This window comes from Methyloversatilis sp. (assembly GCF_030698125.1).
Taxonomy (GTDB): Bacteria; Pseudomonadota; Gammaproteobacteria; order Burkholderiales; family Rhodocyclaceae; genus Methyloversatilis.
Genome location: NZ_JAUYNV010000042.1, coordinates 1 through 22518, shown reverse-complemented (window position 1 = coordinate 22518; position 22518 = coordinate 1). Strand labels below are relative to the sequence as shown.

Here is a 22518-nt window from a genome sequence, read left to right as displayed (position 1 = left end):
CCAGAAGGCAATCGCCGAGCGCATCGTCGCGCAGGGTGGCGACTATCTGCTGGCGGTCAAGGGCAACCAGCCGACCTTGTTGCGCGTGATCGAAGATGCCTTCATCGACCGCGCCGTTGCGCAGCCTCGGCATGAAGACGTAGAACGCAGCCATGGCCCGGATGCTGTTCGATCGGTCGCATCCTCACACAGCGGGTCGAGGGCGAACGGTACGCCGAACCTGAGTTCCGCTACTACCTGAGTTCGCGCGATCTGAGCGCCGACGAGCTGGCCCATGCCGCCCCGGGCGCACTGGGGCATCGAGAACCGGCTGCACTGGATGCTTGACGTGCAGTTCGGCGAGGACGCCTGCGCGGTGCGCCGCGATCATGCGCCGCAAAACCTGTCGCTGCTGAAGAAGATGGTGCTCAACCTGATTCGCACCGATACCTCTGACACTGCCAAGGCCAGCCTGCGCCGAAAGCGCAAACGTGCAGCCTGGGACGACGACATTCGTATGGCCATGCTCGGGATCAAACCGTTATGACTTTCGAGTGCGACGGCCCTGGGTCTGGACCCAGTCGCCGGGCGTCAATGCCTGCCCAGTCTTCGCTCATCCCGCAGGCGTGGGTGAACAGGCATTTGGTGGTGATCAGCAGCATGTTGGACTCGCCCCAGGTCAACGAACTGGCCTCGATCAGCGCGACCACCTCGGAGGCCTCGATTTCGCGCACCGTCAGCGCACCGAGCTTGTTCTCGATGCGTTTGAGGTGGCGCCCGTAGCTCACCTGCGTGCTCTCGGCCAGATTCACGAGCTTCTTCGCCCGGTAGTCCTTGACCAGTTCGCGTACCGTCCAGTCCTTCGCTGCGGTGGCTTTGGCCTTCTGCTTGTCGGCGGCCGGGTTGCGGCCTTGCATCACCTCTTCCCGTTTGATGGTGGCGATGCCCCGTGCGTCGGCCAGGCTGATGTCGGGGTAGCGCCCGATCGACAGCTCACGTCGGCGCCCGCCATAGCGATAGCGAAGGACCCAGCACGTCGCCCCTGCCGCCGACAGCGTGAAGGTCAGGCCATTGCCGTCAGCCTTGGCCAGCGGCGTGCCCGCCTTGATCCAGTGCCTGATCTGCAGGTCCGTCAGCAGTCCTTTGTCTCGTGCCATATGTACCCCAGGTTGTTCTGGAGTAGCAGCTACCCACTGGCTACCCAGCTAGCTACCCAATTTTGGCAGTACGGGGTGAGACGTCAAGAGACTGGAAAATCAACGAAACCCGCAAACGCCTTGCTTTATCGGCGTTTTCGTGTGGCAAGTGAGACGTGGCGGAACGCCACGAAACCTCACAGCAGAACAATGTCGAACTGCTCCTGCGAATAGCTCGATTCGGCATGCAGCGAAATCGGCTTGCCGATGAAGTCGGACAGCATGGCCAGCGCCTGCGACTCTTCTTCGAGGAAAAGATCGACCACCTTGGGGTGGGCGAGGATGCGGAATTCCTTCGCGCTGAACTGGCGCGCTTCGCGCAGCAGCTCACGCAGGATGTCGAAGCTCATGGTCTGCGCGGTCTTCACTTCGCCACGGCCGTCGCAGGTGGGACAGGTTTCGCACAGCACGTGGGCGATCGATTCGCGGGTGCGCTTGCGGGTCATTTCGACCAGACCGAGCGAGGTGAAGCCGCTGACCGAAATCTTGGTGTGGTCGCGCGACAGCGCCTTGTTCAGTTCGGCCAGCACCTGGGTGCGGTGCTCGTCGTTTTCCATGTCGATGAAATCGATCAGGATGATGCCGCCCAGATTGCGCAGCCGCAGGTGGCGGGCGATCTGGTGTGCCGCTTCGAGATTGGTCTTGAAAATGGTTTCGTCGAAATTGCGCGAGCCGACGAAACCGCCGGTGTTCACGTCGATGGTGGTCATCGCTTCGGTCTGGTCGAAAATCAGGTAGCCACCCGACTTCAGGTCGACGCGACGCGCCAGCGCCTTTTCGATTTCCTCTTCGACGCTGTGCAGTTCGAACAGCGGCCGCTCGCCGGTGTAATGCTCAAGCAGCTTGGTCAGCTGCGGCATGTATTCCTCGGCGAAGGCGCGCAGCTTGACGTAGTTTTCGCGCGAGTCGACCTGGATGCTCTGCGTTTCAGCGCACACCAGATCGCGCAGCACGCGCTGGCCCAGCGTAAGGTCTTCGAACACCAGTGCCGGCGGCTTGGCGGTCTTCGCGCGGTTGCGGATTTCCTGCCAGATCTTGCGCAGGTAGGCGATGTCGGCCGACAGCTCTTCGTCGCTGGCGCATTCGGCCATGGTGCGCACGATGTAGCCGCCCGGATCTTCCTGCGGCAGCAGCGCCTGGATGCGCGTGCGAAGCGCCTCGCGCTCTTCGGTTGCCTCGATGCGCTGCGAAATGCCGATGTGACGGTCCTGCGGAAGATGCACCAGCAGCCGGCCGGCGATGCTGATCTGGGTCGACATGCGCGCGCCCTTGGTGCCGATCGGGTCTTTCAGCGCCTGCACCAGCACGCTCTGGCCTTCGGTCAGCAGGCGTTCGATCGGTTTGGGCGCATCACCGTTCTGGCGCGCTTCCCAGATGTCGGCCACGTGCAGGAAGGCGGTGCGTTCGAGCCCGACATCGATGAAGGCGGACTGCATGCCCGGCAGCACGCGCACGACGCGTCCGAGATAGACATTGCCGACGATGCCGCGCGCGCTGCTGCGCTCGATGTGCAGTTCCTGCACGGCGCCTTGCTGAAGCAGTGCCACCCGCGTTTCCTGCGGCGTGAAGTTGATGAGGAATTGATCGTTCATGACTGCACGGACCGGGAAGGGTGGGATGGCGGAATCTCGCTCGAAAATTCAGTCAGAAACTCAGTCAGAAATGGAGCCCGAAGCGACGCAGCAGCTGCCATGTTTCATTCAGCGGCAGGCCGACGATGCCGGTGTAGGAACCTTCGATGTGTTCGACGAATGCACCGGCACGCCCCTGAATGCCATAGGCACCGGCCTTGTCCATCGGTTCGCCGGAGCCGACGTAACGTTCGATGTCGCGCGCGTCGAGCGGCGAGAAACGCACGGTGGAGATCGACAGCACGTGTTCGAGCCGGCGCCCGTCGCTGACCGCAACCGCAACCGCAACCGCGGTCAATACGCGGTGACTGCGGCCGGACAGCAGCCCGAGCATGCGCGTGGCGTCAGCCGCGTCCGCCGGTTTACCCAGGATTTCACCGTCGATTTCGACCGTCGTGTCGGCCGACAACACCAGCCCGGAAGACAGACGCCGCCAGGACAGGCGCTGTTCGCCGCCGACTGCCTTGGCGCGCGCCACGCGCACGACGTAGGCTTCGGCATCTTCGCCGTCGCGCACGTCTTCCAGCACGTCGATGTCTTCGCGCGGCAGCCCGCGAAAGGGCAATACGAGGAAGGGGGCGCCGATCTGGGTCAGCAATTCACGCCGGCGCGGGCTGCGCGATGCCAGGTAGAGCGCGGGCGGTACAGTGGTCGAAAGACTCATTCTCTGTGATAAGGATGATTGGATTCGAGGCTGGCTGCACGATACAACGCTTCGGCGAGCAGCAGGCGGGCCAATGCGTGCGGCAGGGTGAGGCTGGACAGGCGGATCAGCTCGTGGGCGCGCGTTTTCAGCGCGGGCGCGAGGCCGTCCGGGCCGCCGATCAGCAGTGCGACGTCGTCACCGCCGTCGCGCCAGCGGCGCAGCCGCTCGGCCAGCGCCACCGTGGTCAGGTCGTCGCCGCGCTCGTCGAGGGCGACGATGCGCGCGCGCGGCGGGATCGCCTGTTCGATGCGCACGCGCTCGGCGTCGAGCAGTGCATCGACCGGCTTGCCCTGGGTTCTCGGCTCGGCCTTGATTTCGGTGAACACGAGTGGCGACTCGCGCGGCATGCGGCGGGCAAATTCTTCGACGCCGGCATCGACCCAGCCGGGCATGCGGTGCCCGACACAGATCACCCGCAGCTTCAACGCGCGTCCGGTCCGCGGCCGCGTACGCCGGGGCTGCGCGCGGCCGCGGCCGAGCGGTCGGACGGCTTGGCCGAGCCCGACCACAGCTCTTCGAGGTTGTAATAGGCGCGCACCGCCGGCTGCATGACGTGCACCACCAGATCGCCGAGATCGACCAGCACCCACTCGCCGGTTTCTTCGCCTTCGACGCTGATCACCTGCGCCCCGGCTTCCCGGGCCTTTTCCTGCACGTGACGTGCGAGCGCGCGCGTCTGCCGGTTCGAGTCACCGCTGGCGATGACCAACCGGTCGAACAGGGCATTGAAGTTGGACGTATCGATCACTTCGATGTCCTTGCCCTTGATGTCTTCCAGCGCGTCGACCACCAGCGCCTGCAGTGCATTGATTTCCATGAATTCTCTCAGTAAAGCCGGTGATGGCGGATGTAATCGAGCACGCCTGTCGGAGCAAGATAGCGGCAGCTGGCGCCGCGCGCCAGTCGTGCCCGCAGATCGGTGGCCGAAATGGCCAGTGCCGTCATGTCGAACGGTACGATGGCGCCGGCCGGCGCCGCGCGCAGCACCGCCGGGTCGTGCTGCAGGCGGGCGGACAGTTCGGTCGCCAGTGCGCCATCGAGCGCGGCCGGGTCGACGGCCTGACCGGCACGCGTCGCCAGACCGATGTGCGCCAGTTCGAACAGCGACTTCCAGCGCTGCCACGTGTGCAGCTGGCTGAATGCGTCGGCGCCGAGGATGAGTACCAGCGCGCGCTCTACGCCCAGCTCTGCGCGCAGCGCCTGCAGCGTGTCGACCGTGTAACCCGGTGCGCCCGCTTCCGCTTCGCGAGCATCGACTTCGAACGCGGGGTTCGACGCGGTGGCCAGCCGCACCATGGCGAGCCGGTGCGCCGCGTCGGTGCGCAGCGCGTCGCGGTGCCACGGCTGACCGGCCGGAATCCAGCGCACGCGCTCGAGCTGCAGCGTTTCGAGCGCTTCTTCGGCCAGCCGCAGATGGCCCAGATGCACCGGGTCGAACGACCCGCCGAAGATACCCAGAGGCATGCCGGAGCCCGCACCGGCTGGCCGCTGCTCACTCATCGGCGGCGTCTTCGGGCGGTTCGGGGTCCGGCTCGGATTCGGGCTCAGGCTCAGGCAGTTGCGCGAACACCTGCTGGAAACTCACGTACAGGCTGGCGGCCAGCGTCGGCACCAGCACGAACAGCAGCGTCATGCGCACGCCGATGCGCAACAGGCTGGCGATGCCTTCGTCGTTGCCGATCAGCTGGATCACCAGCACCGGCAGACCGACGCCGAGCACCGCCGCGCCAGCGAAGTACACGATGAAGGCGCCGGCGTTGCGCAGCACGGCGACCGCGCCGAAAAACAGCGCCTTGCCGAGCTTGATGCCCTGGGTCGCGATCAGGTAGGGCGGAAACCACATGATCAGGATCAGCGGCAGCACCAGCGGCAGCAGCTGCATCAGCGTGCGCGTGAAAGCCTCTTCGTCGGCTTCCGCCAGCGGCACGTCAGGCGCGGCGAACAGCAGGGTGTGGATCAGCACGACGACCAGCGAGCCAGTCAGATGTACGAAACCGAGCTGGACCAGCGGTCGCAGGTTCTCGGCCAGACCGGTCTTGAGCACCTCGGTCGACACATCAAGCTGCTTGTCGAGCAGGCGTGCGCCATTGAACACGATGACCGACATGACCGGCAGGCAGACGGCGACCAGCACCGGGCCGATCAGCGGCACGATGTTCAGGAACACCATCACCAGCAGATAACCCATGGTGAGCGCGGTCATCAGCGGCGGATTGCGGCGGAACAGCGCGAAACCGCCGCTGATCCACGACCAGCCGGCCAGCGCCGGCAGCGCGCGCGCCTGCAGATTCACTGCCATGGCAGGGCGTCGCCAGCACGGATGCGGGCGCGCAGGATGTCGCGGAAGCGCTTCGGGTCGTGCTTGTGCACCATCTCTCCATCACGCGGCAGGTGGAAGTCATAAAGCCGCGACAGCCAGAAGCGCAGCGCCGCAGCGCGCAGCATCAGCGGCCACGCGCGGTGTTCGGCGTCGGACAGCGGGCGTTCGTCGCGGTAAGCGGCGAGCATCGCATCGGCGCGATCGGCTACCAACTCGCCAGACTCGTCGGAGCACCAGTCATTCATCGTCACCGCGAGATCGAACAGCAGGTAGTCGTCGCCGGCGAAGTAGAAATCGATGATGCCGCCGATGCGCTCGCCGTCCATCAGGCAGTTGTCACGAAACAGGTCGGCGTGCACCACGCCGGCCGGCAAACCGGCGCAGGCGCCGCCGTCGCGCGACGCGACCTGGAAGGCCATCTCGGATTCGAGCAGCGCGCGGTTGTCGGCATCGAGAAAATCAAGCAGTTGCGGCGCAGCGGCGCGCCACCAGTCGTAGCCGCGCGGATTGGCGAAGCGTCGCCCGTAGCTCTGGCCGGCCACATGCATGGTCGCCAGCATGCCGCCGACGGCGGCGCAGTGCGGCGCCTGCGGTGCCATCTGCGATTTGCCGGCCAGTCTCGTGGCGAGCATCGCCGGCTTGCCGTTGAGCGTGCCGAGGTATTCGTTGTCGCGGTCGGCGATTGGCGCCGGACATGGAATGCCGTGGCGCGACAGATGCGCCATCAGGTGCACATAGAACGGCAGTTCGGCGCGCGTGAGCTTTTCGAACAGCGTCAGCACGTAGCGACCGTGCGAGGTGTCGACGAAGTAATTGGTGTTTTCGATGCCGGCGGGAATTCCCTCCAGCGACAGCAGATGGCCGATGGAGTAATTCTTCAGCCAGTCGCGCAACTCGTCTGCGGTGACGGTGGTGAAGACAGACACGTATCAGTTTCGGAAGTTGGGCACGCGCCGGCGGCGCATGCAGGTCAGTCGAACGAGAAGATGACCCATTTCGGGACGCGCAGACCCTGATCGAGATCGTCGTAACGTGTCATCACGCCGCCGCCGTTCTCGTCCATCAGATAGTAGGACACGCCGTGCGACGGCGTCACCTTGATCATGTAAAGCTTGCCGTTCATGCGGTATTCCTCGACCCGCTCATCGGCTTTCTGGATGATGGTCACCTGCGGCTCGGTAGTCACGTCGCCGCCCTCAAGTGGCAGCGGCGGCGGCGGCGGTTCCGGAATGGGCTGCAGCCCGGCCGGTTGGTCGGCCTGGGCGAACACCGGCGGGGCAGCCACCGCCAGCGAGGCGGCAATCAGGGCGGCAGAAAGTAGCGGTCGCATCGAAAATCCTTTGTGATCCGGCAGTTTAACAGAGGCACCCGCGCTTCCCGGCAACGCATGGACCGGCCCGTTGTTTCCTTGCATCTTGAATCCTGTGTATTGAATCCAGTGTGCTGGATCTACAGATTCAGCATGGCTTCATGTTCCTCAGGCAACGGCAGGAAGCTGCGGTTCTCGTAATGTCGGAAGATCGCCTCGACCACCTCGGCCGGATCGTCGATCAGCTGCACCAGATCGATGTCGGAAGCGGAAATCATGCCTTCGCTGACCAAGGTGCTGCGGAACCAGTCGATCAGCCCCTGCCAGAACGGCGTATGCACCAGGATGATGGGGATGCTGCGGCTCTTGCGGGTCTGGATCAGCGTCAGCGCCTCCATCAGCTCGTCCAGCGTACCGAAACCGCCCGGCATCACGACATAGGCGGCGGCGAAGCGCACGAACATGTACTTGCGGGCGAAGAAGTGCTCGAACGAATGCGAAATGTCCTGATAGACATTGGCGCTCTGTTCCATCGGCAACTGGATGTTCAGCCCGACGCTGGGTGATTTGCCGTGGAAGGCACCCTTGTTGGCTGCCTCCATGATGCCCGGCCCGCCGCCGGAAATGACCGAAAAGCCTGCGTCCGACAGCTGGCGCGCGATGCGCTCGGTCAGGTCGTAATACGGATGTTCGCGCGGCGTACGCGCACTGCCGAAAATGCTGACCGCCGGGCGGATGGCCTGCAGCCTTTCGGTCGCCTCGACGAATTCGGCCATGATGCCGAAGATGCGCCAGGCCTCGCGCGCACTGCTGGCGCGTGCCGCGTCACCGGGGTCGATCATGCCGGGAAGTTTGTCTTTCGCGCTCATGGGGAGGGGGTCCGGGGTTGATAATGGCGCGCTGAGCAATCACGGAATCCGCCATGCCCACGCTGCTGCTTGTCGATGGTTCGTCCTACCTGTACCGCGCCTTCCACGCCATGCCCGACCTGCGCAATGCCCAGGGCGAGCCGACCGGCGCACTGCGCGGTGTCATCAACATGCTAAGGCGGCTGGCAAGCGACTACAAGGCGGACTACCGCGCGTGTGTGTTCGACGCCAAGGGCCCGACCTTCCGCGACGACTGGTATCCGGACTACAAAAGTCACCGTCCGCCGATGCCGGAAGAGCTCGCAGCGCAGATTGCGCCCATTCACGACGCGGTGCGCGCACTCGGCTGGCCGCTGTTGATGATCGACGGCGTCGAAGCCGACGACGTGATCGGCACCCTGTCGGCGCAGGCTACCGCGCGCGGCATCGACTGCGTCATTTCCACCGGCGACAAGGACCTGGCGCAGCTGGTGAACCGGCACGTAACGCTGGTGAACACGATGAGCGAGGAGAAACTGGACGAAGCCGGCGTGCTGGCCAAATTCGGTGTGACGCCGGCCTGCATTGTCGACTACCTCGCACTGATCGGCGACAGCGTGGACAACGTGCCCGGCGTCGACAAGTGCGGGCCGAAGACGGCTGTGAAGTGGATGCAGCAGTACGGCTCGCTCGACGAAATCGTCGCGCATTCGGACGAGATCGGCGGCAAGGTGGGCGAAAACCTGCGCGCCCACCTCGCCTTCCTGCCGCTGGCGCGCCAGCTTCTGACGGTGAAGTGCGATGTCGAACTGCCGCAGCCGCTTGAGTCACTGACGTCGGACGGCGAAAGCGCCGACGCGCTGCGCCCGATCTACGAACGCTATGGCTTCCGCGGCCTGCTGGAAGAACTGTCGAAGGGTTCGAAGAAGACCGTAAACGCGCCGGCACCGGCCGCAGACGCCACGCCGTCCACCGAACCGGAAGGCAGCCACCGCGCGCAGTACGAAACCCTGCTCGACTGGCCGGCGTTCGAGCGCTGGCTGACGCTGCTGGATGGCGCCGCCGTGGTGTCGCTGGACACCGAAACCACCAGCCTGGAGCCAATGGAGGCGCAACTGGTCGGCATGAGCTTCGCGCTGGAAGCAGGCCTGGCCGCTTATCTTCCGCTGGCGCACTGCTATCCCGACGCACCGGTACAGCTGCCGCGCGACGCCGTGCTGGCCCGGCTCAAGCCCTGGCTGGAATCGGCCGCGCACGGCAAGCTCGGGCAGAACCTCAAGTACGACCGCCACGTGTTTGCCAACCACGGCATCCGGCTGGCCGGCGTGGTCGATGACACGCTGCTGGAAAGCTATGTGCTGGATGCCGACCGCAGCCACAGCCTGGACGCGCTGGTCACCCGCCACCTCGGCCTGAAGGTGATCAGCTACGACGAGGTGACCGGCAAGGGCGCCTCGCGCATCGGCTTCGACCAGGTCGCGATCGACCGCGCCACCGACTACGCCGCCGAAGATGCCGACGTGACGCTGCGCGTGCACGGGGTGCTGGCGCCGCGCATCCAGGCCGACAGCAAGCTTGCATATATATACAGGGACATCGAACTGCCGGTGTCGCAGATCCTGTTCGACATGGAGCGCACCGGTGTGCTGCTCGACGTCGGCTCGCTGGCCGCGCAAAGCAACGAGCTGGGTCAGAAGATGATCGATCTGGAGGCGCGCGCCCACGCCGCTGCGAAGCAGCCCTTCAACATCAATTCGCCGAAGCAGCTGGCGGAAATCCTGTTCGAGCGCGAGAAGCTGCCGGTGATCAAGAAGACGCCGAGCGGCACGCCGTCGACCGACGAGGAAGTGCTGTCGCAACTGGCGCTGGACTACCCGCTGCCGGCGCTCATCCTCGAATACCGCAGCCTCGCCAAGCTCAAGGGCACCTACACCGACAAGCTGCCGCGCATGGTGCGCGCCGACACCGGCCGCGTGCACACCAGCTTCAGCCAGGCGGTGGCGGTGACCGGGCGGCTGTCGTCGGTCGACCCCAATCTGCAGAACATACCGGTGCGCACCGCGGAAGGCCGGCGCATCCGCTCCGCCTTCATCGCTCCGCCGGGTCACCGGCTGGTGAGTGCCGACTATTCGCAGATCGAACTGCGCATCATGGCCCACCTGTCGCAGGACGCCCGTCTGCTGCAGGCCTTCGCCGACGGCGAGGACGTGCACCGCGCGACCGCATCCGAAGTGTTCGGCGTGCCGCCGGACGAAGTCAGCAGCGAACAGCGCCGCTACGCCAAGGTGATCAACTTCGGTCTGATCTACGGCATGAGCGCGCACGGGCTGGCGAAGAACCTGGGCATCGAGCGCGCCGCCGCGGCGGGCTGGATCGACCGCTACTTCGCGCGCTACCCCGGTGTCGCGCGCTACATGGACGAAACCCGCGCGCTGGCGAGGGAACAGGGCTGGGTCGAAACCGTGTTCGGCCGCCGGCTGCAACTGCCGGAAATCCGCGCCGCCCAGGTTGCTCGCCGTCAGGGCGCCGAACGCGCCGCGATCAATGCGCCGATGCAGGGCACGGCGGCCGACCTGATCAAGCTGGCGATGATTGCCGTATCAGGCTGGCTCGACCGCGAACAACTCGGCACGCGGCTGGTGCTGCAGGTGCATGACGAACTGGTGCTCGAAGTGCCCGACACCGAAATCGACCTCGTACGCGAGCGCGTGCCCGCGCTGATGGAGGGCGTGGCACAGCTGTCGGTGCCGCTGAAGGTCGACGCGGGTGTCGGCCTGAACTGGGACGAGGCGCACTGAGCGGCGCGCGGTCAGCGTCCGCATCGCCTGCAGGGCCGGATCGGGGGTTTCGGCGAGCAACGCTCGCCGCCCGTGGGACGGCTCCTGCGAAAACTGCGACGGTGTTGCCCGTTGTAGGAGCGGACCCTGTCCGCGATCCGCACGTGAATCGCGCGACAACGCATGATCGGAGATCGCATCGCCTGCGGGGCAGGCTCCTACGAGAACCGCGACGGTTTGCCCTTCGTAGGAGCCTGCCCCGCAGGCGATTCTGGCCTTCGAAATCGCGACGGCGCTTGATCAGCGTGCGCATCGCGGACAGGGTCCGCTCCGACCGGAGGCTCACCGGGCGTCAGGCACGCAAATGCTGCGCAAAGAAATCAAGCGTGCGCTGCCAGGCCAGTCGGGCGGCGCGCTCGTCATAGCGCGGAGTGGTGTCGTTGTGGAAGCCGTGCAGCGTGCCCGGATAGACATACGTCTGATATTTCTTGCCGGCATTGACCAGCGCCGCGTCATAGCGCGTGGCGCCGGCATTCACCTTTTCATCCTGGTCGGCGTAGTGGATCAGCAGCGGCGCGCGGATCGCCGGCACGTCTTCCAGCGGGGGCTGGGTGCCGTAGAACGGCACCGCGGCATTCAGGTCGGGCAGTTTCGTCGCGAGGAAATTGGCGATGGCGCCGCCGTAGCAGAAGCCGACCACACCCAGTTTTCCATTGCCGAAGTCGTGCGCACGGAAGGCGAGCGCCAGTGACACGAAGTCCTCGCGCGTCTTTTTCTGGTCCAGCTGCTGGAACAGTTCGCGCGCCATGTCTTCATTGCCCGGATAACCACCGAGCGGGTAAAGCGCGTCGGGCGCCAGCGCCAGATAGCCCTCAAGCGCGAGGCGGCGCGTGACATCTTCGATGTGCGGGTTCAGGCCGCGGTTTTCGTGCACCACAAGGACCGCCGGCAGCGGGCCGGTCGGCTGCGCCAGTCTCGCGAGGTAACCGCGCACCTTGCCGTAGCCGCCACGTGTGGCGTACTCGACGTAATCGGTCTTCAGCGCCGGATCGTCCGGCTTCACCTGCTGCGCCTGCGCGAAGTTCGGGCTGAGCGCCTCCAGCAGCATCGTTGCGGTCACGCCGCCGACCGCAAAACGTGCGGCGGCGTCGAGAAAGCCGCGCCGGTCGATGGCGCCGTGCACATAGTGATCGAACAGCGCCATCACTTCGGGCGCGAAATCCTTCGCTGTCTTGCGTTTCATGCTGAATCCCCTGCGTAGCCGTGTCGTGTGGCCGGCGCACGATGCACCGGGCCGCCTGCAGGTGCAAGCGGGTACCGCGTTGATCGACCTCGATGCGCAGCGGGAATTCCCGGGTGTTGTAACGGTGATACACCGCTCAATGCATCAGGTATTTTGTATTTGTCATGTCTATATACTCCGCCGCTCCATTCCAAAGGAGTATTGAACGATGACAAAACCTTCGCTGTTGTGCCTCGCCATGCTGTCGCTCGCTGCGTCATCCGCTCTGGCCGGCGACTTCTATGTCGGCGCTTCGCTCGGCCGCTCGAACGTCGACATGGATCGCAGCGAGACCGACGCAGTTCTGGTGTCGGCCGGTGCCACCGGCCTGCGTTCCAGCGTGGATGAGCATGACACGCACTACGGCTTGTCACTCGGCTATCAGCTCAACCCCTACCTGGCGTTCGAACTGGGCTATGCCGACTTCGGCAGCGCGCGCTACCGGGCCAGCTTCACCGGTGGCGGTGCGCGTGCGCAGCTTGATGCCCACGGCTGGACCGCATCGGTACTGGGCATCCTGCCGGTGGGCGAGAAGTTCTCGATATTCGGGCGGCTCGGCGGCATCCACGCCAAGGTCGAAGCCGATGTCGACGTGACGGGCCCCGGCGGTGCGGCCGCCGGCACGGCGCAGGACCGCGACTGGAGCGGCCTGTATGGCGCCGGCGTAGGCTACGCACTGACGCCGTCGATCGGACTGCGTGGCGAATACACCCGCTACGACAGCCTCGGCGGCAGCAACACCGGCAGCGGCGACATCGACACCTGGTCGCTCGGCGCGATCTTCCGCTTCTGATCCACCCTCCTTCTGCTCTCCGTTTGTTCTCCAGACCCGGCCCGCGCGGCCGGGTGTTCCGCTGCGGTATCCTGCTCCGGCGCCCGGGTCCCGGATGCGTGCGACGGCTGACGCCGTACGCGGGAACACAGACCGACAGGAGGAGACATGGCTTCAATCTACGCCGACGAACACCGCGCGCTGCAGCAGGAATTCGGCACCACGAAACTGGCCGACATGCTGGACCAGAACTGGGTGCACGAAACGATCACGGACGAGGAAAAGGCCTTCATCGAGGGGCGCGACATGTTTTTCCTGTCGACCGTCGATCCGGAAGGCAACCCGACCGTGTCGTACAAGGGCGGACCGACCGGCGTCGTGAAAATCATCGACGCGCAGACGCTGGTGTTCCCCGGCTACGACGGCAACGGCATGTTCTACTCGATGGGCAACATCGTCGGGCAGGCGCGCGTCGGCCTGCTGTTCATCGACTTCGAGACGCCGCACCGCGTGCGCGTGCAGGGCACGGCCGAATTCCTGCGCGACCACCCGCTGATGGCCGGCTACACCGAAGCGAAGTATCTGGTGCGGGTCACGGTGACCAAGGTATGGGTGAATTGCCCGCGCTACATCCACCGCTACAGGAAACTGGACCAGTCGAAGTACGTGCCGAAGGCCGCCTGCGAAACGCCGCTCGCGCTGTGGAAGCGGCTCGACATGGTGCAGGACGTGCTGCCCGGGCACGAGGTCGCGCGCGCCGAAAAGGAAGGCGTCATCACGCTCGAAGACTACCAGGCCAAGGTGGCGCGCGGCGACGGCTGACGTCGTTGCGCCGCGCCCGAGCCCCGCGTGTTGCCGGCCCGCAAATGCAAGTGACGGCTTCGGCTGCGGGGACGGTCAGGCCATCAGCCGCCTTCACTCGCCGACGGCCAGCAGCGCCGGCAGGCGGTTCTGCCAGTCGGCCAGCCAGCCGGGCAGGTCGGCCGCCGGCATCGGCCGGCCGATGAAATAGCCCTGCGCGGTGTCGCAGCCCGACGCGCGCAGCAGCGCCCAGTCGGTCAGGTCTTCGACGCCTTCGGCCACGGTCTTCATGCCGAGCTGCTGCGCCATGCCCAGGCTGGCTTCGAAGATGGTGCGCAGCGGCGGATCGAAACCGGCGCCGTGCACGAAGCCGCGATCGACCTTGAGTTCGTCGAACGGGATGTCGCGCAGCTGCGCCAGCGACGAGTGGCCGGTACCGAAGTCGTCGATCGACAGGCCGATGTGCTTCAGGCGCAGGCGGGTCAGGATGTCGAGCGACGCCAGCGGGTTGCTCATCAGCCGGCTTTCCGTCACTTCCAGCACCAGGTTGGTCAGCGGCATGCCGGCCACCTCGGCCGCCCGGGCCACCCAGTCGGGAAATCCGAGCGAACCCAGGTTATCCATCGACACGTTCACCGCGACGTGCAGGTGCAGGCCGGCGTCCATCCACCGGCGCGACTGGGGCAGCGCGGCGGTCAGCACGGCGTGCGTCAGCGCGTCGATCAGCTCGTGTTCTTCGGCGGTGGCGATGAACTGGTCCGGAAACACCAGGCCGTCTTCGGGGTGGCTCCAGCGCACCAGCGTCTCCACGCCGACGAGCGCGCCGGAGCGCACGTCCACCTTCGGCTGGTAGTGGTTCACCAGCTGTCCGCCGTCGATGGCGCGCGACAGTTCGTCCGGTCCGTAGGTCTTGCGCTCGGTGTTCGAGGTCGAGCGGGCGGGCGGCGCATGGTTGGCCAGCAGCTGTTCCACTTGCTGCGACGATACCGGCTTGTGCAGCGAACCGAGCACCGCCAGGCGGTGCGCCTTCGACAGCTTTTCCGCGGTCTGCAGGATGCGGGCATCTTCCCCGCTCACCAGCACGAGACCGCCGCCGTAGCCGATGCGGGCCAGCTGGCGGATGAACTCGACGCCGTCCATGCCGGGCATCTGCAGGTCACAAAAGATCAGGCCGAAAGTTTCCGTGCCGGATTCGAGCAGCGTGATGGCATCGGCCGCGTGTTCCATCGAAACGCTGTCGGCGAAGCCGAGGCTGGCCATCTGGTGCGACAACAGCTTGAGCGCGAAGGGCTCATCATCAACGAGCAGTATTTTCATGGCATTGCACTTGTTGTTTTTCTCAATATTTACCGAGGAAGCGGCCGATATCAGCTTCGACTTTAGCCCAGGCCGCGTCGAACAGGGCGAGGCCCTGTGCGATGGCGGTCTTGTTTTCCGCCCGCCCGAGATTTTCCAGCCCGGCGCATACGTCGCCCAGCGCCAGGGCGCCGACCGCGCGCGACGATGACTTGAGCTTGTGGGCGATGGCGCCGGCATGGCGCGCGTTGCCGGCGGCGATCGCCGCGTGGATTTCGCCGGCCATGCGCCGCGCCGTCTTCAGGTACTCGACGAGGAAGTCGCGCACCGTGTCGGGCTGGTCGCCCACCAGGCTTTTCAGCACGTCGAGATCGACCACCGGGGCGTCCGCGTCGTACGCCTTGGGCCGGGGCAGGGCGGCGGGGATTGCGTCGTCGCCACGCGGCAGCCATTTCTCCAGCATGGCCTGCAGCGTGTTCAGCGACACCGGCTTGGTCAGGTATTCGTTCATGCCGGCGGCGCGCGCGCGGTTCGCCTCGCCGCGCATCGCGTTGGCGGTCAGCGCGAGGATGGGCATGGGGAGTTGCCCCGTCTCGTCACGGCGGATGTTCTCGGCCAGCGTGTAGCCGTCCATCTCCGGCATGTGCAGGTCGGTGAGCAGCAGGGCGTAACAGCCGTCGCGCCACATGCGCAGCGCCTCGACGCCGTTGCCGGCGATCTCCGCCGCGTAGCCGAGCAGCGCGAGCTGCTGCAGGATGACTTTCTGGTTGATCTCGTCATCTTCGGCGACCAGGATGAGCCGGCCCTGCGCCCGCGCTTCGGCGATGGTCGGCGGCGGGTTGTCCACCGTCAGCGAATCCGGGTCGCGCTCGTGGAAGATTTCCGGCGAGGCCCGGCCGGCCGCGACGGCCACGGCGCGCAGCAGGGCCAGCCGTCGCAACGCGTCACCGTCGAGCGTGACCGTGTTGTCGGCGCTCTCCAGCCGGGCCCGGCGACGCCGGCCGCGGGTGATCAGCAGGTGGCGGACATCGGGCAGGGCAGCCATCGGGTTGTACGGTGCTTCGGGCGGCGCGCCCGGCCCGGCTTCCTGTATCAGCACGACCGGTTGGCCGGTGCGCGAGGCGGCATCGACCGGAGAGCTTGCGTCGCCCGCCCGGTGCACCCGCGCGCCCGCGTGTTCGAGGTAGGTGCGCAGGTCGTCGGCATGGATGTTCGGGCCGTCCAGCACGATGCAGTCGAGCCCCGACAGGTCGGGCAGCGCACGCACGGGTTGTTCGTCGGGTACGTCGAACGGCAGCGTGACGGTGAAGGTGGACGCCGTGCCCGGCGTGCTGTCGACCGTGATATCGCCCTGCATCAGGTCGATCAGACGCTTGCAGATGGCCAGCCCCAGGCCAGTGCCGCCGAAACGCCGGGTGGTCGACACCTCGGCCTGGGTAAAGGGTGTGAACAGGGCGCCGACCGTTTCCGCCGTCATGCCGATGCCGTTGTCGCTCACCCGCAGCGCCAGCCGCAGCGGCGACCGGTCGACGACTTCGACGCGCACCGCCACGCGGCCGCGCTTGCCCGGGCGGGCGGCCGAAAACTTGATCGCGTTGCCCACCAGGTTGTAGAGCAGCTGGCGCAGCCGCACGTCGTCCGACAACACGCGCTCGGGGACGTCGGGCGAAATGAACAGGGCGAGGTCCACACCGCGGTGCGTGGCGACCGGGACCAGAGAATTGCACAGGCCTTCGACCAGGTCGGCCACCGACAGCGGCGTGTGTTCGAGGTCGAGCCGGCCCGCCTCGATCTTCGAGAAGTCGAGGATGTCGTCGATGATGCCGAGCAGGGAATTGGCCGACTCGCGGACGATGCGCACCAGTTCGGCCTGGTGTTCGGACAGGTGGCTTTTCGCCAGCACGTCCACCATGCCGACCACGCCGTTCATCGGCGTGCGGATTTCATGGCTCATCGCGGCCAGGAAGGCGCTTTTCGCCTGCGACGCCTCTTCCGCCGCAACCTTGGCCCGCGCCAGTTCGTCGTTGGCGGCGGTCAGTTCGGCGGTGCGGGCGGCCACCCGCACGGTGAGCAGCGTGCGTTCGCGCTCGAGCGCCGAGTTGGCCGATTCGAGTTCGACCGTCGCCCGTTCGAGTTCGAACAGGCTGCGCTGCCGCTCGGTGACGTCGCGGGCGATGGCGATGAAGCGCGCCTTCTCGCCGGGCGGCGCGACGTACTGGAAATTGACCTCGACCGGGATGTCGTACCCGTCCTTGTGGCGATAGCGCGTGGTGCAGCGGAAGGTGCGCAGTTCGCCGCGGATCATCGGCATCAGCAAGTCGCGGAACTGCGCCTCGTCGAAGTCCGGGTGGATCGCCAGCGGCGTCATGTCGAGCAGTTCGTCGCGCGTGTAGCCCACCTGGCGCACCGCGCCCTCGTTGGCATAGCTGAAGCGCAACGTATCGGGGTCGAAGATGAAGGCGCCGTCCTCGGTCGCGTCCAGCGTCGTCAGCGCTTCCTGGATGGCGCGATCCGCCTCCACGCGCTGGCTGATGTCGCGCATGATGGTCGAGAAGAACTCGACCGCGCCGTCGGCGTTCTTGTGCGCGATGATCACCTGCGACACCGGCATTTCCGAGCCGTCCCGACGCAGCAGGGCAGTTTCGCCGCTCCACGAACCATGTTCGATGGCGTACGGAATGCCGACTTCGACCACCCGCTTCGCCGCCCAGCCGGCGTGGGTATCGGCGATGCGCAGCCGTGTCACGCCGTGGTCGGGTTCGAAGCCGAGCATCTTCAGGCCGGCGCGGTTCAGGAAGATCGGCTGGCCGTCGAGGCCGGCGGTGCCGACGAAATCCGGCGTCGCCTCGATGATCGCCACCAGCCGCGCCTGTTCCCGCTCGATCCGTTTCCGTTCCTCGATCTCGGCGACGAGCTTGGCCGTGCGCTCCACCACCAGTGCTTCGAGGTCTTCGCGCAGGCGGGCGCGCTCGATCGCCACCGCCACCTGGTTGCCGATGCTGTGCAGCACCTCGAACTGGTCTTCGTCGAACATGCCGTTCCCCGCGCCGACCAGGTTCATCACGCCGAGCAGGCGCTTCTCGTCGAGCCACAGCGGCACGCTGGCGTGGCAGGTCAGGCCGCGCGTGCCGCTGGTCGCCCGCGCCAGCCGTTCGCAATGGACGATATTGGTGACCGCATTGACGCCTTCGCTCGGCAGGTTGCGCCGGCAGGCGCAGTCGCCGTCGAACGCGCCGGGCGCTTCGAGCGCCGGCGGCAGGCCGCAGGAGGCAGCGAGGCGGAAGCCCGATTCGCCGCTGCGCAGGAATATCCAGCCGGCCTGCACGCCGGGCAGTTCGAGTGCCCGTTCGAGCGCGGCCTCCGCCACCTTGTGTTCGCTGGTCGCGTTGTTCAGGCCTTCGGCGATGTGGTTGAGCCCGCGCAGCATCTGGTTGGAATGCGCCAGTTCCCGTTCGCGCTGCTTCAGTTCGCTGTTGACGCTCACCGCCTGCTCGTACGTCGACACCAGCAGGTCGAGTATCTGTTGCCGCTCGGCGGTGATGAAATGCTTCTTGCCGCCGATGTCGATTTCCAGCGCCATCTGCATGCGCTGGTTCTTGCGCAGCTCGACGTTCATCAGCAGGTAGTGGATGCGCGACAGCAGGTACTTCTCGTCGTAGGGCTTGCGGATGAAATTGTCGGCGCCGCATTCGAGGCCGCGGATGACGTCGTCCGGGTCGGACAGCGTCGTCACCAGCATGACCGGGATGTGCTTGAACTGCGGGTCTGCCTTGATGGCGCTGCACAGGCCGTAGCCGTCGAGCTCCGGCATCATGACGTCGCTGATGACCAGCGCGGGCTCGCATGTCGCCAGCGCCGCCAGCGCCGCCCGGCCATGCGGGGCGGTGACGACGGCGTAGCCGTTCTCTTCCAGCAGCATCTGCAGCAGTTGCGCCTGGGTCGCGCTGTCTTCGGCGATGAGTATCTGGACGCGGCGATCTGGATTCATCACGGGTTCCTCCACCGCGCGTGGCCGTTGTTCGCCAGGCTGGTCAGTACGGCGGCGATTTTTTCGGGCGACAGCACCAGCATTGCCGCATCAAGCCGGATCGCCTCGCCCGGCATGCCATGCACCACGGAACTGTCCTTGTCCTGGGCGAAGGTGACCGCGCCCCTTTCCTTCAGCAGCCGCAGTTCTTCGGCGCCGTCGCGCCCCATGCCGGTGAGCAGGCAGGCCACGGCGTCGCAGCCATAGACCTCGGCCACCGAGCGGAACAGGCAGGACACCGACGGACGCAGGCCGTTCTCCGGCGGGTCCGGCATCAGCAGGATCCGGTTGGGGCGGGCCACCTTCATCTGCCTGTCGTCCGGCGCCAGATAGACCTGCCCGGCCACCATGGATTCGCCGTGCTCGGCAAGTTTCACCGGCAGCGCCGAGGTCAGCGCCAGCCATTCCATGAAGCCGCGGCTGAAACCGCTGGCCATGTGCTGGACGATGGCGATCGGCGCCGGAAAGGTTTTCGGCAGCGCGGCGAGGATGGTCTGCAGCGCCGGCGGCCCGCCGGTCGACGCGCCGATGGCGACGATGCGCAGCTTCGCCGGTTCCTGCGCCAGGCCCATTTCGACCGGGCGCGGGGCGGGTGCGCCGCGGCGCGCCCGCGGCCAGCGGCGCACCACCTTCACTTCGGCCATCAGCTTCACCGTCTGCGCCAGTTCGCGGGCACCCGTTTCGTGCTCCGGGTGACCGATGCCGGTCGGTCGGCGCAGCACCGCCAGCGCGCCCGCCTCCATCGCGTCGAAGGTGGTCACCACCTCGTTCGTGCTGTCGCTGCCGCTGACGATGACGATGGGCGTCGGATCGGTTTCCATGATCCGGCGGGTGGCTTCCAGCCCGTCGAGCCGGGGCATGTGGATGTCCATCGTCACCACGTCAGGGCGCAGCCGGCGCACCGCCTCGATCGCCTCTTCGCCGTCGCGGGCGGTGCCGATCACGTCGATGCCCGGATCGGCACCGAGGATGAGTACGAGGAAGTCGCGCACCACCGGCGAATCTTCCACCACCAGAACCTTGATCAATGGCCGACCTCTCTGTTCATGTCAGTCGGCGGACGACTTCCAGCAGATTGCTCTGGTCGAAGCTGCTCTTGACGATATAGGCGTTGGCGCCGACGTCGATGCCGCGCTCGCGGTGCTCGCGCGATTCGAGTGCGGTCACCAGCACCACCGGAAGTTCCGCCAGCTGCTTGTCGGCGCGCACGCGGGCGGTCAGGTCGAAGCCGTCCATGCGCGGCATTTCCACGTCCGACACCAGTACGTCGAAGTGCGCGCTGCGCAGCGTCGTGTAGGCGTCCATGCCGTCGACCGCGGTGGTGACCGCGTAGCCGGCCGACTCCAGGATGTTCTTCAGCAGCGAGCGCGAAGTGATCGAATCTTCCGCCACCAGCACCGAGCGCTTGGTGCCCGGCGCCAGTTCGACCGGCGCGGCGGCGCGGCGCGGCGCGATGTCCCGCGCGGCCGACTTCAGCAAGTCGGCCACGTTCAGCACCGGCACCACCTGGCCGGTGCCCAGCATGCTGGCGCCGGCGACATTGCGCACCCGCGCCAGTTGCGGGCCGAGCGGCTTGACCAGGATTTCCTGCTCGCCGACGATTTCATCGACCCGGAAGGCGACGCGCGCCTCGTCCCGGCCGAGTACGACCACCGGCCGCACGGGGCGTTTGTCGTTCGCCGCGGTGGGCGGCATTTCCAGCACGTCGCCCAGGCTGACGAGAGACACCAGGCGATCGCCCATCAGCACGGCGTCACGGTTTTCCACCGTGCGGATGTCCTGGCTCGCCACGCGGGCGACGCGTTCGATGCCGACCGCCGGAATGGCGCACAGGTATTCGCCGACACGTACCAGCACGCCGCGGAAGGTGGCCAGCGCCATTGGCAGCACGAGGCGGAACAGCGTGCCGGCGCACGGCTTCGATTCGATCGCAACGCTGCCGCCGAGGCGCTCGACCTTTTCGCGCACGATCGCCAGCCCGAGCCCCCGTCCCGACACGTCGGTGATGATGGGGCTGGTGGACAGCCCCGACTGGAACACCAGCGACAGCGTTTCGACGTCGCAGTCGACCGCCAGGCCGAGTTTTCTCGCCGCGGCCGCGACCTGCGGGCCGTCGATGCCGGCGCCGTCGTCGCCGACCACGAGTTCGATCTTGCCGCTATCCGGCTGCGACACCGCGAGGGTGACCGTGCCAAGGGCCGGCTTGCCGCCGGCCCGGCGTGCCGCCGGTGTTTCGATGCCGTGGTCGATGGCGTTGCGCAGCAGGTGGATCAGCGGGTCTTTCAGGTTTTCCAGGATGCGCCGGTCCAGTTCGATGTCGCCGCCGCGCAGCACCAGTTCCACCTCCTTGCCCTGCTCGCGCGCGAGGTCGCGGGCGAGGCGGGGAAGGAGATCGAACAGCGAGGCGAACGGCAGCAGCTGCATTTCCCGCACGTCGTCGAGCAGGCCGTCGGTCATGCCGGCCAGCGCACGCTGGTCGCGCGCGGCCGACTTGTTCAGTCGCCTCAGGCGGTCTTCGAGCGTGGCGATGAAGCGGTGCTCGCCATCGAGGTATTCGAGCACCTTCTGGACTTCCTTGCCGCCGTTGGCCGGGGCGGCGCCGTTGGCGCGCAGGGCCGCCCGTTCGATCCGCCGCAGGGCCGGCTGCACCTGCAGGCGGGTCTTCTTCCAGGCGGCGACCGTGGCCGCCGCCTCGCCCAGTTCGAGCGCGCGCTGGCGCGCCGCCAGGCGCGGCGACAGCAGTTCCTCGACCTGGCGCATCACGGCGTCGAGTTTCGCCGTGGCGATGCGGACGGAGCCGGCGCCGGCCTCCGGCAGCACCGCCTGCGGGGCGTGCGCCGGGGGCGGCAGAGGCGCGTCGACCGGCGTTCCGGCCACCCCGGCCGGCGGCAGCAGGCCGCTGGCCGAGCGGTCGAGCTGGCGGATCAGCGCGGCATGCGCCGGCTTGACCGCAGGCGAGGCAGCGGCGCCGTCGGCCAGCTGTTCGCCGAGCGCGCCGATGGCCCGCAGCAACAGGTCGAGCAGCGGCAGCGATACCGCGAGGCGACCGTTCTTCAACCCCGCCAGCACGCTTTCCAGCGCCTGGCACAGCGATTCGACCGACAGCAGATTCACCGCCCGCGACGCGCCCTTGAGGCTGTGCGCCTCGCGGAAAACCGTTTCGATGACAGCCGCTGCTTCCTGCCCGGGCGCCATCTTCTCGAGCGCGAGCAGGCCCGAGGCCATCGCCTTGATGTGCTCGTCCGCCTCGACCCGGAACGTCGCGAGGAGCCGCTGCAGCAGTGCTTCGTTCTTCGTGGCCATGGGATCGGTCCTGGTCGGGCGCGTCGCCTCAGGCGGCGGACGCCCCCACCAGCGCACCCAGCCTGACGCCGAGTTCGTGCAGGCTGCGCGCGGCAAGTTCGGCCTGGCGGGTGCCGGCGACGTTCTGTGCGCTGGCCTGCTTGATGTTGTCCATGGCCAGGGCGATCTGGTCCATGCCTATCATCTGCTGCTGGCTGGAAGCGGCGATCTGCGTGGCGGCCTGGGCGGCTTCGTTGACGCTGTCGGCGAGCTGGCGGATGGATTCGCTGGC

At 66.7% G+C, this 22518-nt stretch carries 19 protein-coding genes and 2 pseudogenes; 5 read left to right on the top strand and 16 right to left on the bottom strand.

Annotated elements, in window-relative coordinates; genetic code table 11:
* Positions 1-526, top strand: a pseudogene (locus tag Q8Q80_RS14780) (ISAs1 family transposase); the annotation flags it as partial.
* Here Q8Q80_RS14780 and Q8Q80_RS14775 read toward each other — a convergent pair.
* The 10 genes from Q8Q80_RS14775 to Q8Q80_RS14730 form a co-directional block, all read right to left on the bottom strand.
* Positions 513-1136, bottom strand: a complete 624-nt coding sequence (locus Q8Q80_RS14775) for an Arm DNA-binding domain-containing protein (protein ID WP_305633643.1) — start codon at positions 1134-1136, stop codon at positions 513-515. The pseudogene Q8Q80_RS14780 and the gene Q8Q80_RS14775 overlap by 14 nt on opposite strands.
* 176 nt (positions 1137-1312) lie before the next feature.
* Positions 1313-2767: a ribonuclease G gene (gene rng / locus Q8Q80_RS14770; RefSeq protein ID WP_305633642.1), complete on the bottom strand. Its 1455-nt coding sequence runs from the start codon at positions 2765-2767 to the stop codon at positions 1313-1315.
* 64 nt (positions 2768-2831) lie between these two features.
* Positions 2832-3470, bottom strand: coding sequence for a nucleoside triphosphate pyrophosphatase (locus tag Q8Q80_RS14765; protein ID WP_305633641.1), 639 nt, complete (start codon positions 3468-3470; stop codon positions 2832-2834).
* The gene (gene rlmH, locus Q8Q80_RS14760; protein WP_305633640.1) at positions 3467-3937 is read right to left on the bottom strand and encodes a 23S rRNA (pseudouridine(1915)-N(3))-methyltransferase RlmH; all 471 of its coding nucleotides are present in this window, start codon (positions 3935-3937) and stop codon (positions 3467-3469) included. Before rlmH ends, Q8Q80_RS14765 begins: the two co-directional genes overlap by 4 nt.
* Positions 3934-4329: a ribosome silencing factor gene (rsfS, locus tag Q8Q80_RS14755; RefSeq protein WP_257079872.1), complete on the bottom strand. Its 396-nt coding sequence runs from the start codon at positions 4327-4329 to the stop codon at positions 3934-3936. The genes rlmH and rsfS overlap by 4 nt, the downstream gene beginning before the upstream one ends.
* Before the next feature lie 8 nt (positions 4330-4337).
* Positions 4338-5012, bottom strand: coding sequence for a nicotinate-nucleotide adenylyltransferase (gene nadD / locus Q8Q80_RS14750; protein ID WP_305633639.1), 675 nt, complete (start codon positions 5010-5012; stop codon positions 4338-4340).
* Complete coding sequence (locus Q8Q80_RS14745; protein ID WP_305633638.1) at positions 5005-5811, bottom strand: BPSS1780 family membrane protein; 807 nt, start codon at positions 5809-5811, stop codon at positions 5005-5007. Before Q8Q80_RS14745 ends, nadD begins: the two co-directional genes overlap by 8 nt.
* Complete coding sequence (locus Q8Q80_RS14740; protein ID WP_305633637.1) at positions 5802-6758, bottom strand: homoserine kinase; 957 nt, start codon at positions 6756-6758, stop codon at positions 5802-5804. The genes Q8Q80_RS14745 and Q8Q80_RS14740 overlap by 10 nt, the downstream gene beginning before the upstream one ends.
* Before the next feature lie 44 nt (positions 6759-6802).
* Entirely contained in the window at positions 6803-7162 is a 360-nt protein-coding gene (locus tag Q8Q80_RS14735) for a DUF2782 domain-containing protein (RefSeq protein WP_305633636.1), read from the bottom strand.
* 119 nt (positions 7163-7281) lie between these two features.
* The gene (locus Q8Q80_RS14730) at positions 7282-8010 is read right to left on the bottom strand and encodes a TIGR00730 family Rossman fold protein (RefSeq protein WP_305611218.1); all 729 of its coding nucleotides are present in this window, start codon (positions 8008-8010) and stop codon (positions 7282-7284) included.
* A 53-nt stretch (positions 8011-8063) separates the two neighbouring features.
* Between Q8Q80_RS14730 and polA the strand changes: the two genes are divergently transcribed.
* A complete protein-coding gene (gene polA / locus Q8Q80_RS14725; protein ID WP_305633635.1) occupies positions 8064-10787 on the top strand; it encodes a DNA polymerase I in 2724 nt (907 codons plus the stop codon).
* 331 nt (positions 10788-11118) lie between these two features.
* Here the strand turns inward: polA and Q8Q80_RS14720 are convergent, their stop codons facing one another.
* Positions 11119-12009, bottom strand: coding sequence for a dienelactone hydrolase family protein (locus Q8Q80_RS14720; RefSeq protein WP_305633634.1), 891 nt, complete (start codon positions 12007-12009; stop codon positions 11119-11121).
* On the opposite strand from Q8Q80_RS14720, the gene Q8Q80_RS14715 reads away from it, so the two are divergent.
* The 3 genes from Q8Q80_RS14715 (at position 12008) to Q8Q80_RS14705 (ending at position 13642) form a co-directional block, all read left to right on the top strand.
* Positions 12008-12214, top strand: coding sequence for a hypothetical protein (locus Q8Q80_RS14715; RefSeq protein ID WP_305633633.1), 207 nt, complete (start codon positions 12008-12010; stop codon positions 12212-12214). The two genes, Q8Q80_RS14720 and Q8Q80_RS14715, sit on opposite strands and share 2 nt — an antisense overlap.
* 3 nt (positions 12215-12217) lie before the next feature.
* Complete coding sequence (locus Q8Q80_RS14710) at positions 12218-12841, top strand: outer membrane beta-barrel protein (RefSeq protein ID WP_305633632.1); 624 nt, start codon at positions 12218-12220, stop codon at positions 12839-12841.
* Positions 12842-12988: 147 nt separating this feature from the next.
* Positions 12989-13642: a pyridoxamine 5'-phosphate oxidase family protein gene (locus Q8Q80_RS14705; RefSeq protein WP_305633631.1), complete on the top strand. Its 654-nt coding sequence runs from the start codon at positions 12989-12991 to the stop codon at positions 13640-13642.
* A gap of 93 nt (positions 13643-13735) precedes the next feature.
* Here Q8Q80_RS14705 and Q8Q80_RS14700 read toward each other — a convergent pair whose 3' ends face one another.
* The 5 genes and pseudogenes from Q8Q80_RS14700 to Q8Q80_RS14680 form a co-directional block, all read right to left on the bottom strand.
* Positions 13736-14938 (bottom strand): EAL domain-containing protein, encoded by a 1203-nt coding sequence (locus Q8Q80_RS14700; RefSeq protein WP_305633630.1) that lies wholly within the window; start codon positions 14936-14938, stop codon positions 13736-13738.
* A gap of 22 nt (positions 14939-14960) precedes the next feature.
* On the bottom strand, positions 14961-18905 hold the full coding sequence (locus tag Q8Q80_RS14695) for a response regulator (RefSeq protein WP_305633629.1): 3945 nt from the start codon (positions 18903-18905) through the stop codon (positions 14961-14963).
* Positions 18905-19972, bottom strand: a complete 1068-nt coding sequence (gene cheB, locus Q8Q80_RS14690) for a chemotaxis-specific protein-glutamate methyltransferase CheB (protein ID WP_305633628.1) — start codon at positions 19970-19972, stop codon at positions 18905-18907. Before cheB ends, Q8Q80_RS14695 begins: the two co-directional genes overlap by 1 nt.
* A 16-nt stretch (positions 19973-19988) precedes the next feature.
* Positions 19989-22247, bottom strand: coding sequence for a response regulator (locus tag Q8Q80_RS14685; RefSeq protein ID WP_305633627.1), 2259 nt, complete (start codon positions 22245-22247; stop codon positions 19989-19991).
* A gap of 28 nt (positions 22248-22275) precedes the next feature.
* A pseudogene (locus Q8Q80_RS14680) lies at positions 22276-22518 on the bottom strand (chemotaxis protein); the annotation flags it as partial.

Excerpts from the sequence above, each read along its gene's own strand:
- Q8Q80_RS14775 (WP_305633643.1), bottom strand. The coding sequence starts at position 1,136 with ATGGCACGAGACAAAGGACTGCTGACGGACCTGCAGATCAGGCACTGG.
- rng (WP_305633642.1), bottom strand. The coding sequence starts at position 2,767 with ATGAACGATCAATTCCTCATCAACTTCACGCCGCAGGAAACGCGGGTG.
- Q8Q80_RS14765 (WP_305633641.1), bottom strand. The coding sequence starts at position 3,470 with ATGAGTCTTTCGACCACTGTACCGCCCGCGCTCTACCTGGCATCGCGC.
- rsfS (WP_257079872.1), bottom strand. The coding sequence starts at position 4,329 with ATGGAAATCAATGCACTGCAGGCGCTGGTGGTCGACGCGCTGGAAGAC.
- nadD (WP_305633639.1), bottom strand. The coding sequence starts at position 5,012 with ATGAGTGAGCAGCGGCCAGCCGGTGCGGGCTCCGGCATGCCTCTGGGT.
- Q8Q80_RS14745 (WP_305633638.1), bottom strand. The coding sequence starts at position 5,811 with ATGGCAGTGAATCTGCAGGCGCGCGCGCTGCCGGCGCTGGCCGGCTGG.
- Q8Q80_RS14735 (WP_305633636.1), bottom strand. The coding sequence starts at position 7,162 with ATGCGACCGCTACTTTCTGCCGCCCTGATTGCCGCCTCGCTGGCGGTG.
- Q8Q80_RS14730 (WP_305611218.1), bottom strand. The coding sequence starts at position 8,010 with ATGAGCGCGAAAGACAAACTTCCCGGCATGATCGACCCCGGTGACGCG.
- polA (WP_305633635.1), top strand. The coding sequence starts at position 8,064 with ATGCCCACGCTGCTGCTTGTCGATGGTTCGTCCTACCTGTACCGCGCC.
- Q8Q80_RS14715 (WP_305633633.1), top strand. The coding sequence starts at position 12,008 with ATGCTGAATCCCCTGCGTAGCCGTGTCGTGTGGCCGGCGCACGATGCA.
- Q8Q80_RS14720 (WP_305633634.1), bottom strand. The coding sequence starts at position 12,009 with ATGAAACGCAAGACAGCGAAGGATTTCGCGCCCGAAGTGATGGCGCTG.
- Q8Q80_RS14710 (WP_305633632.1), top strand. The coding sequence starts at position 12,218 with ATGACAAAACCTTCGCTGTTGTGCCTCGCCATGCTGTCGCTCGCTGCG.
- Q8Q80_RS14705 (WP_305633631.1), top strand. The coding sequence starts at position 12,989 with ATGGCTTCAATCTACGCCGACGAACACCGCGCGCTGCAGCAGGAATTC.
- Q8Q80_RS14700 (WP_305633630.1), bottom strand. The coding sequence starts at position 14,938 with ATGAAAATACTGCTCGTTGATGATGAGCCCTTCGCGCTCAAGCTGTTG.
- Q8Q80_RS14695 (WP_305633629.1), bottom strand. The coding sequence starts at position 18,905 with ATGAATCCAGATCGCCGCGTCCAGATACTCATCGCCGAAGACAGCGCG.
- Q8Q80_RS14685 (WP_305633627.1), bottom strand. The coding sequence starts at position 22,247 with ATGGCCACGAAGAACGAAGCACTGCTGCAGCGGCTCCTCGCGACGTTC.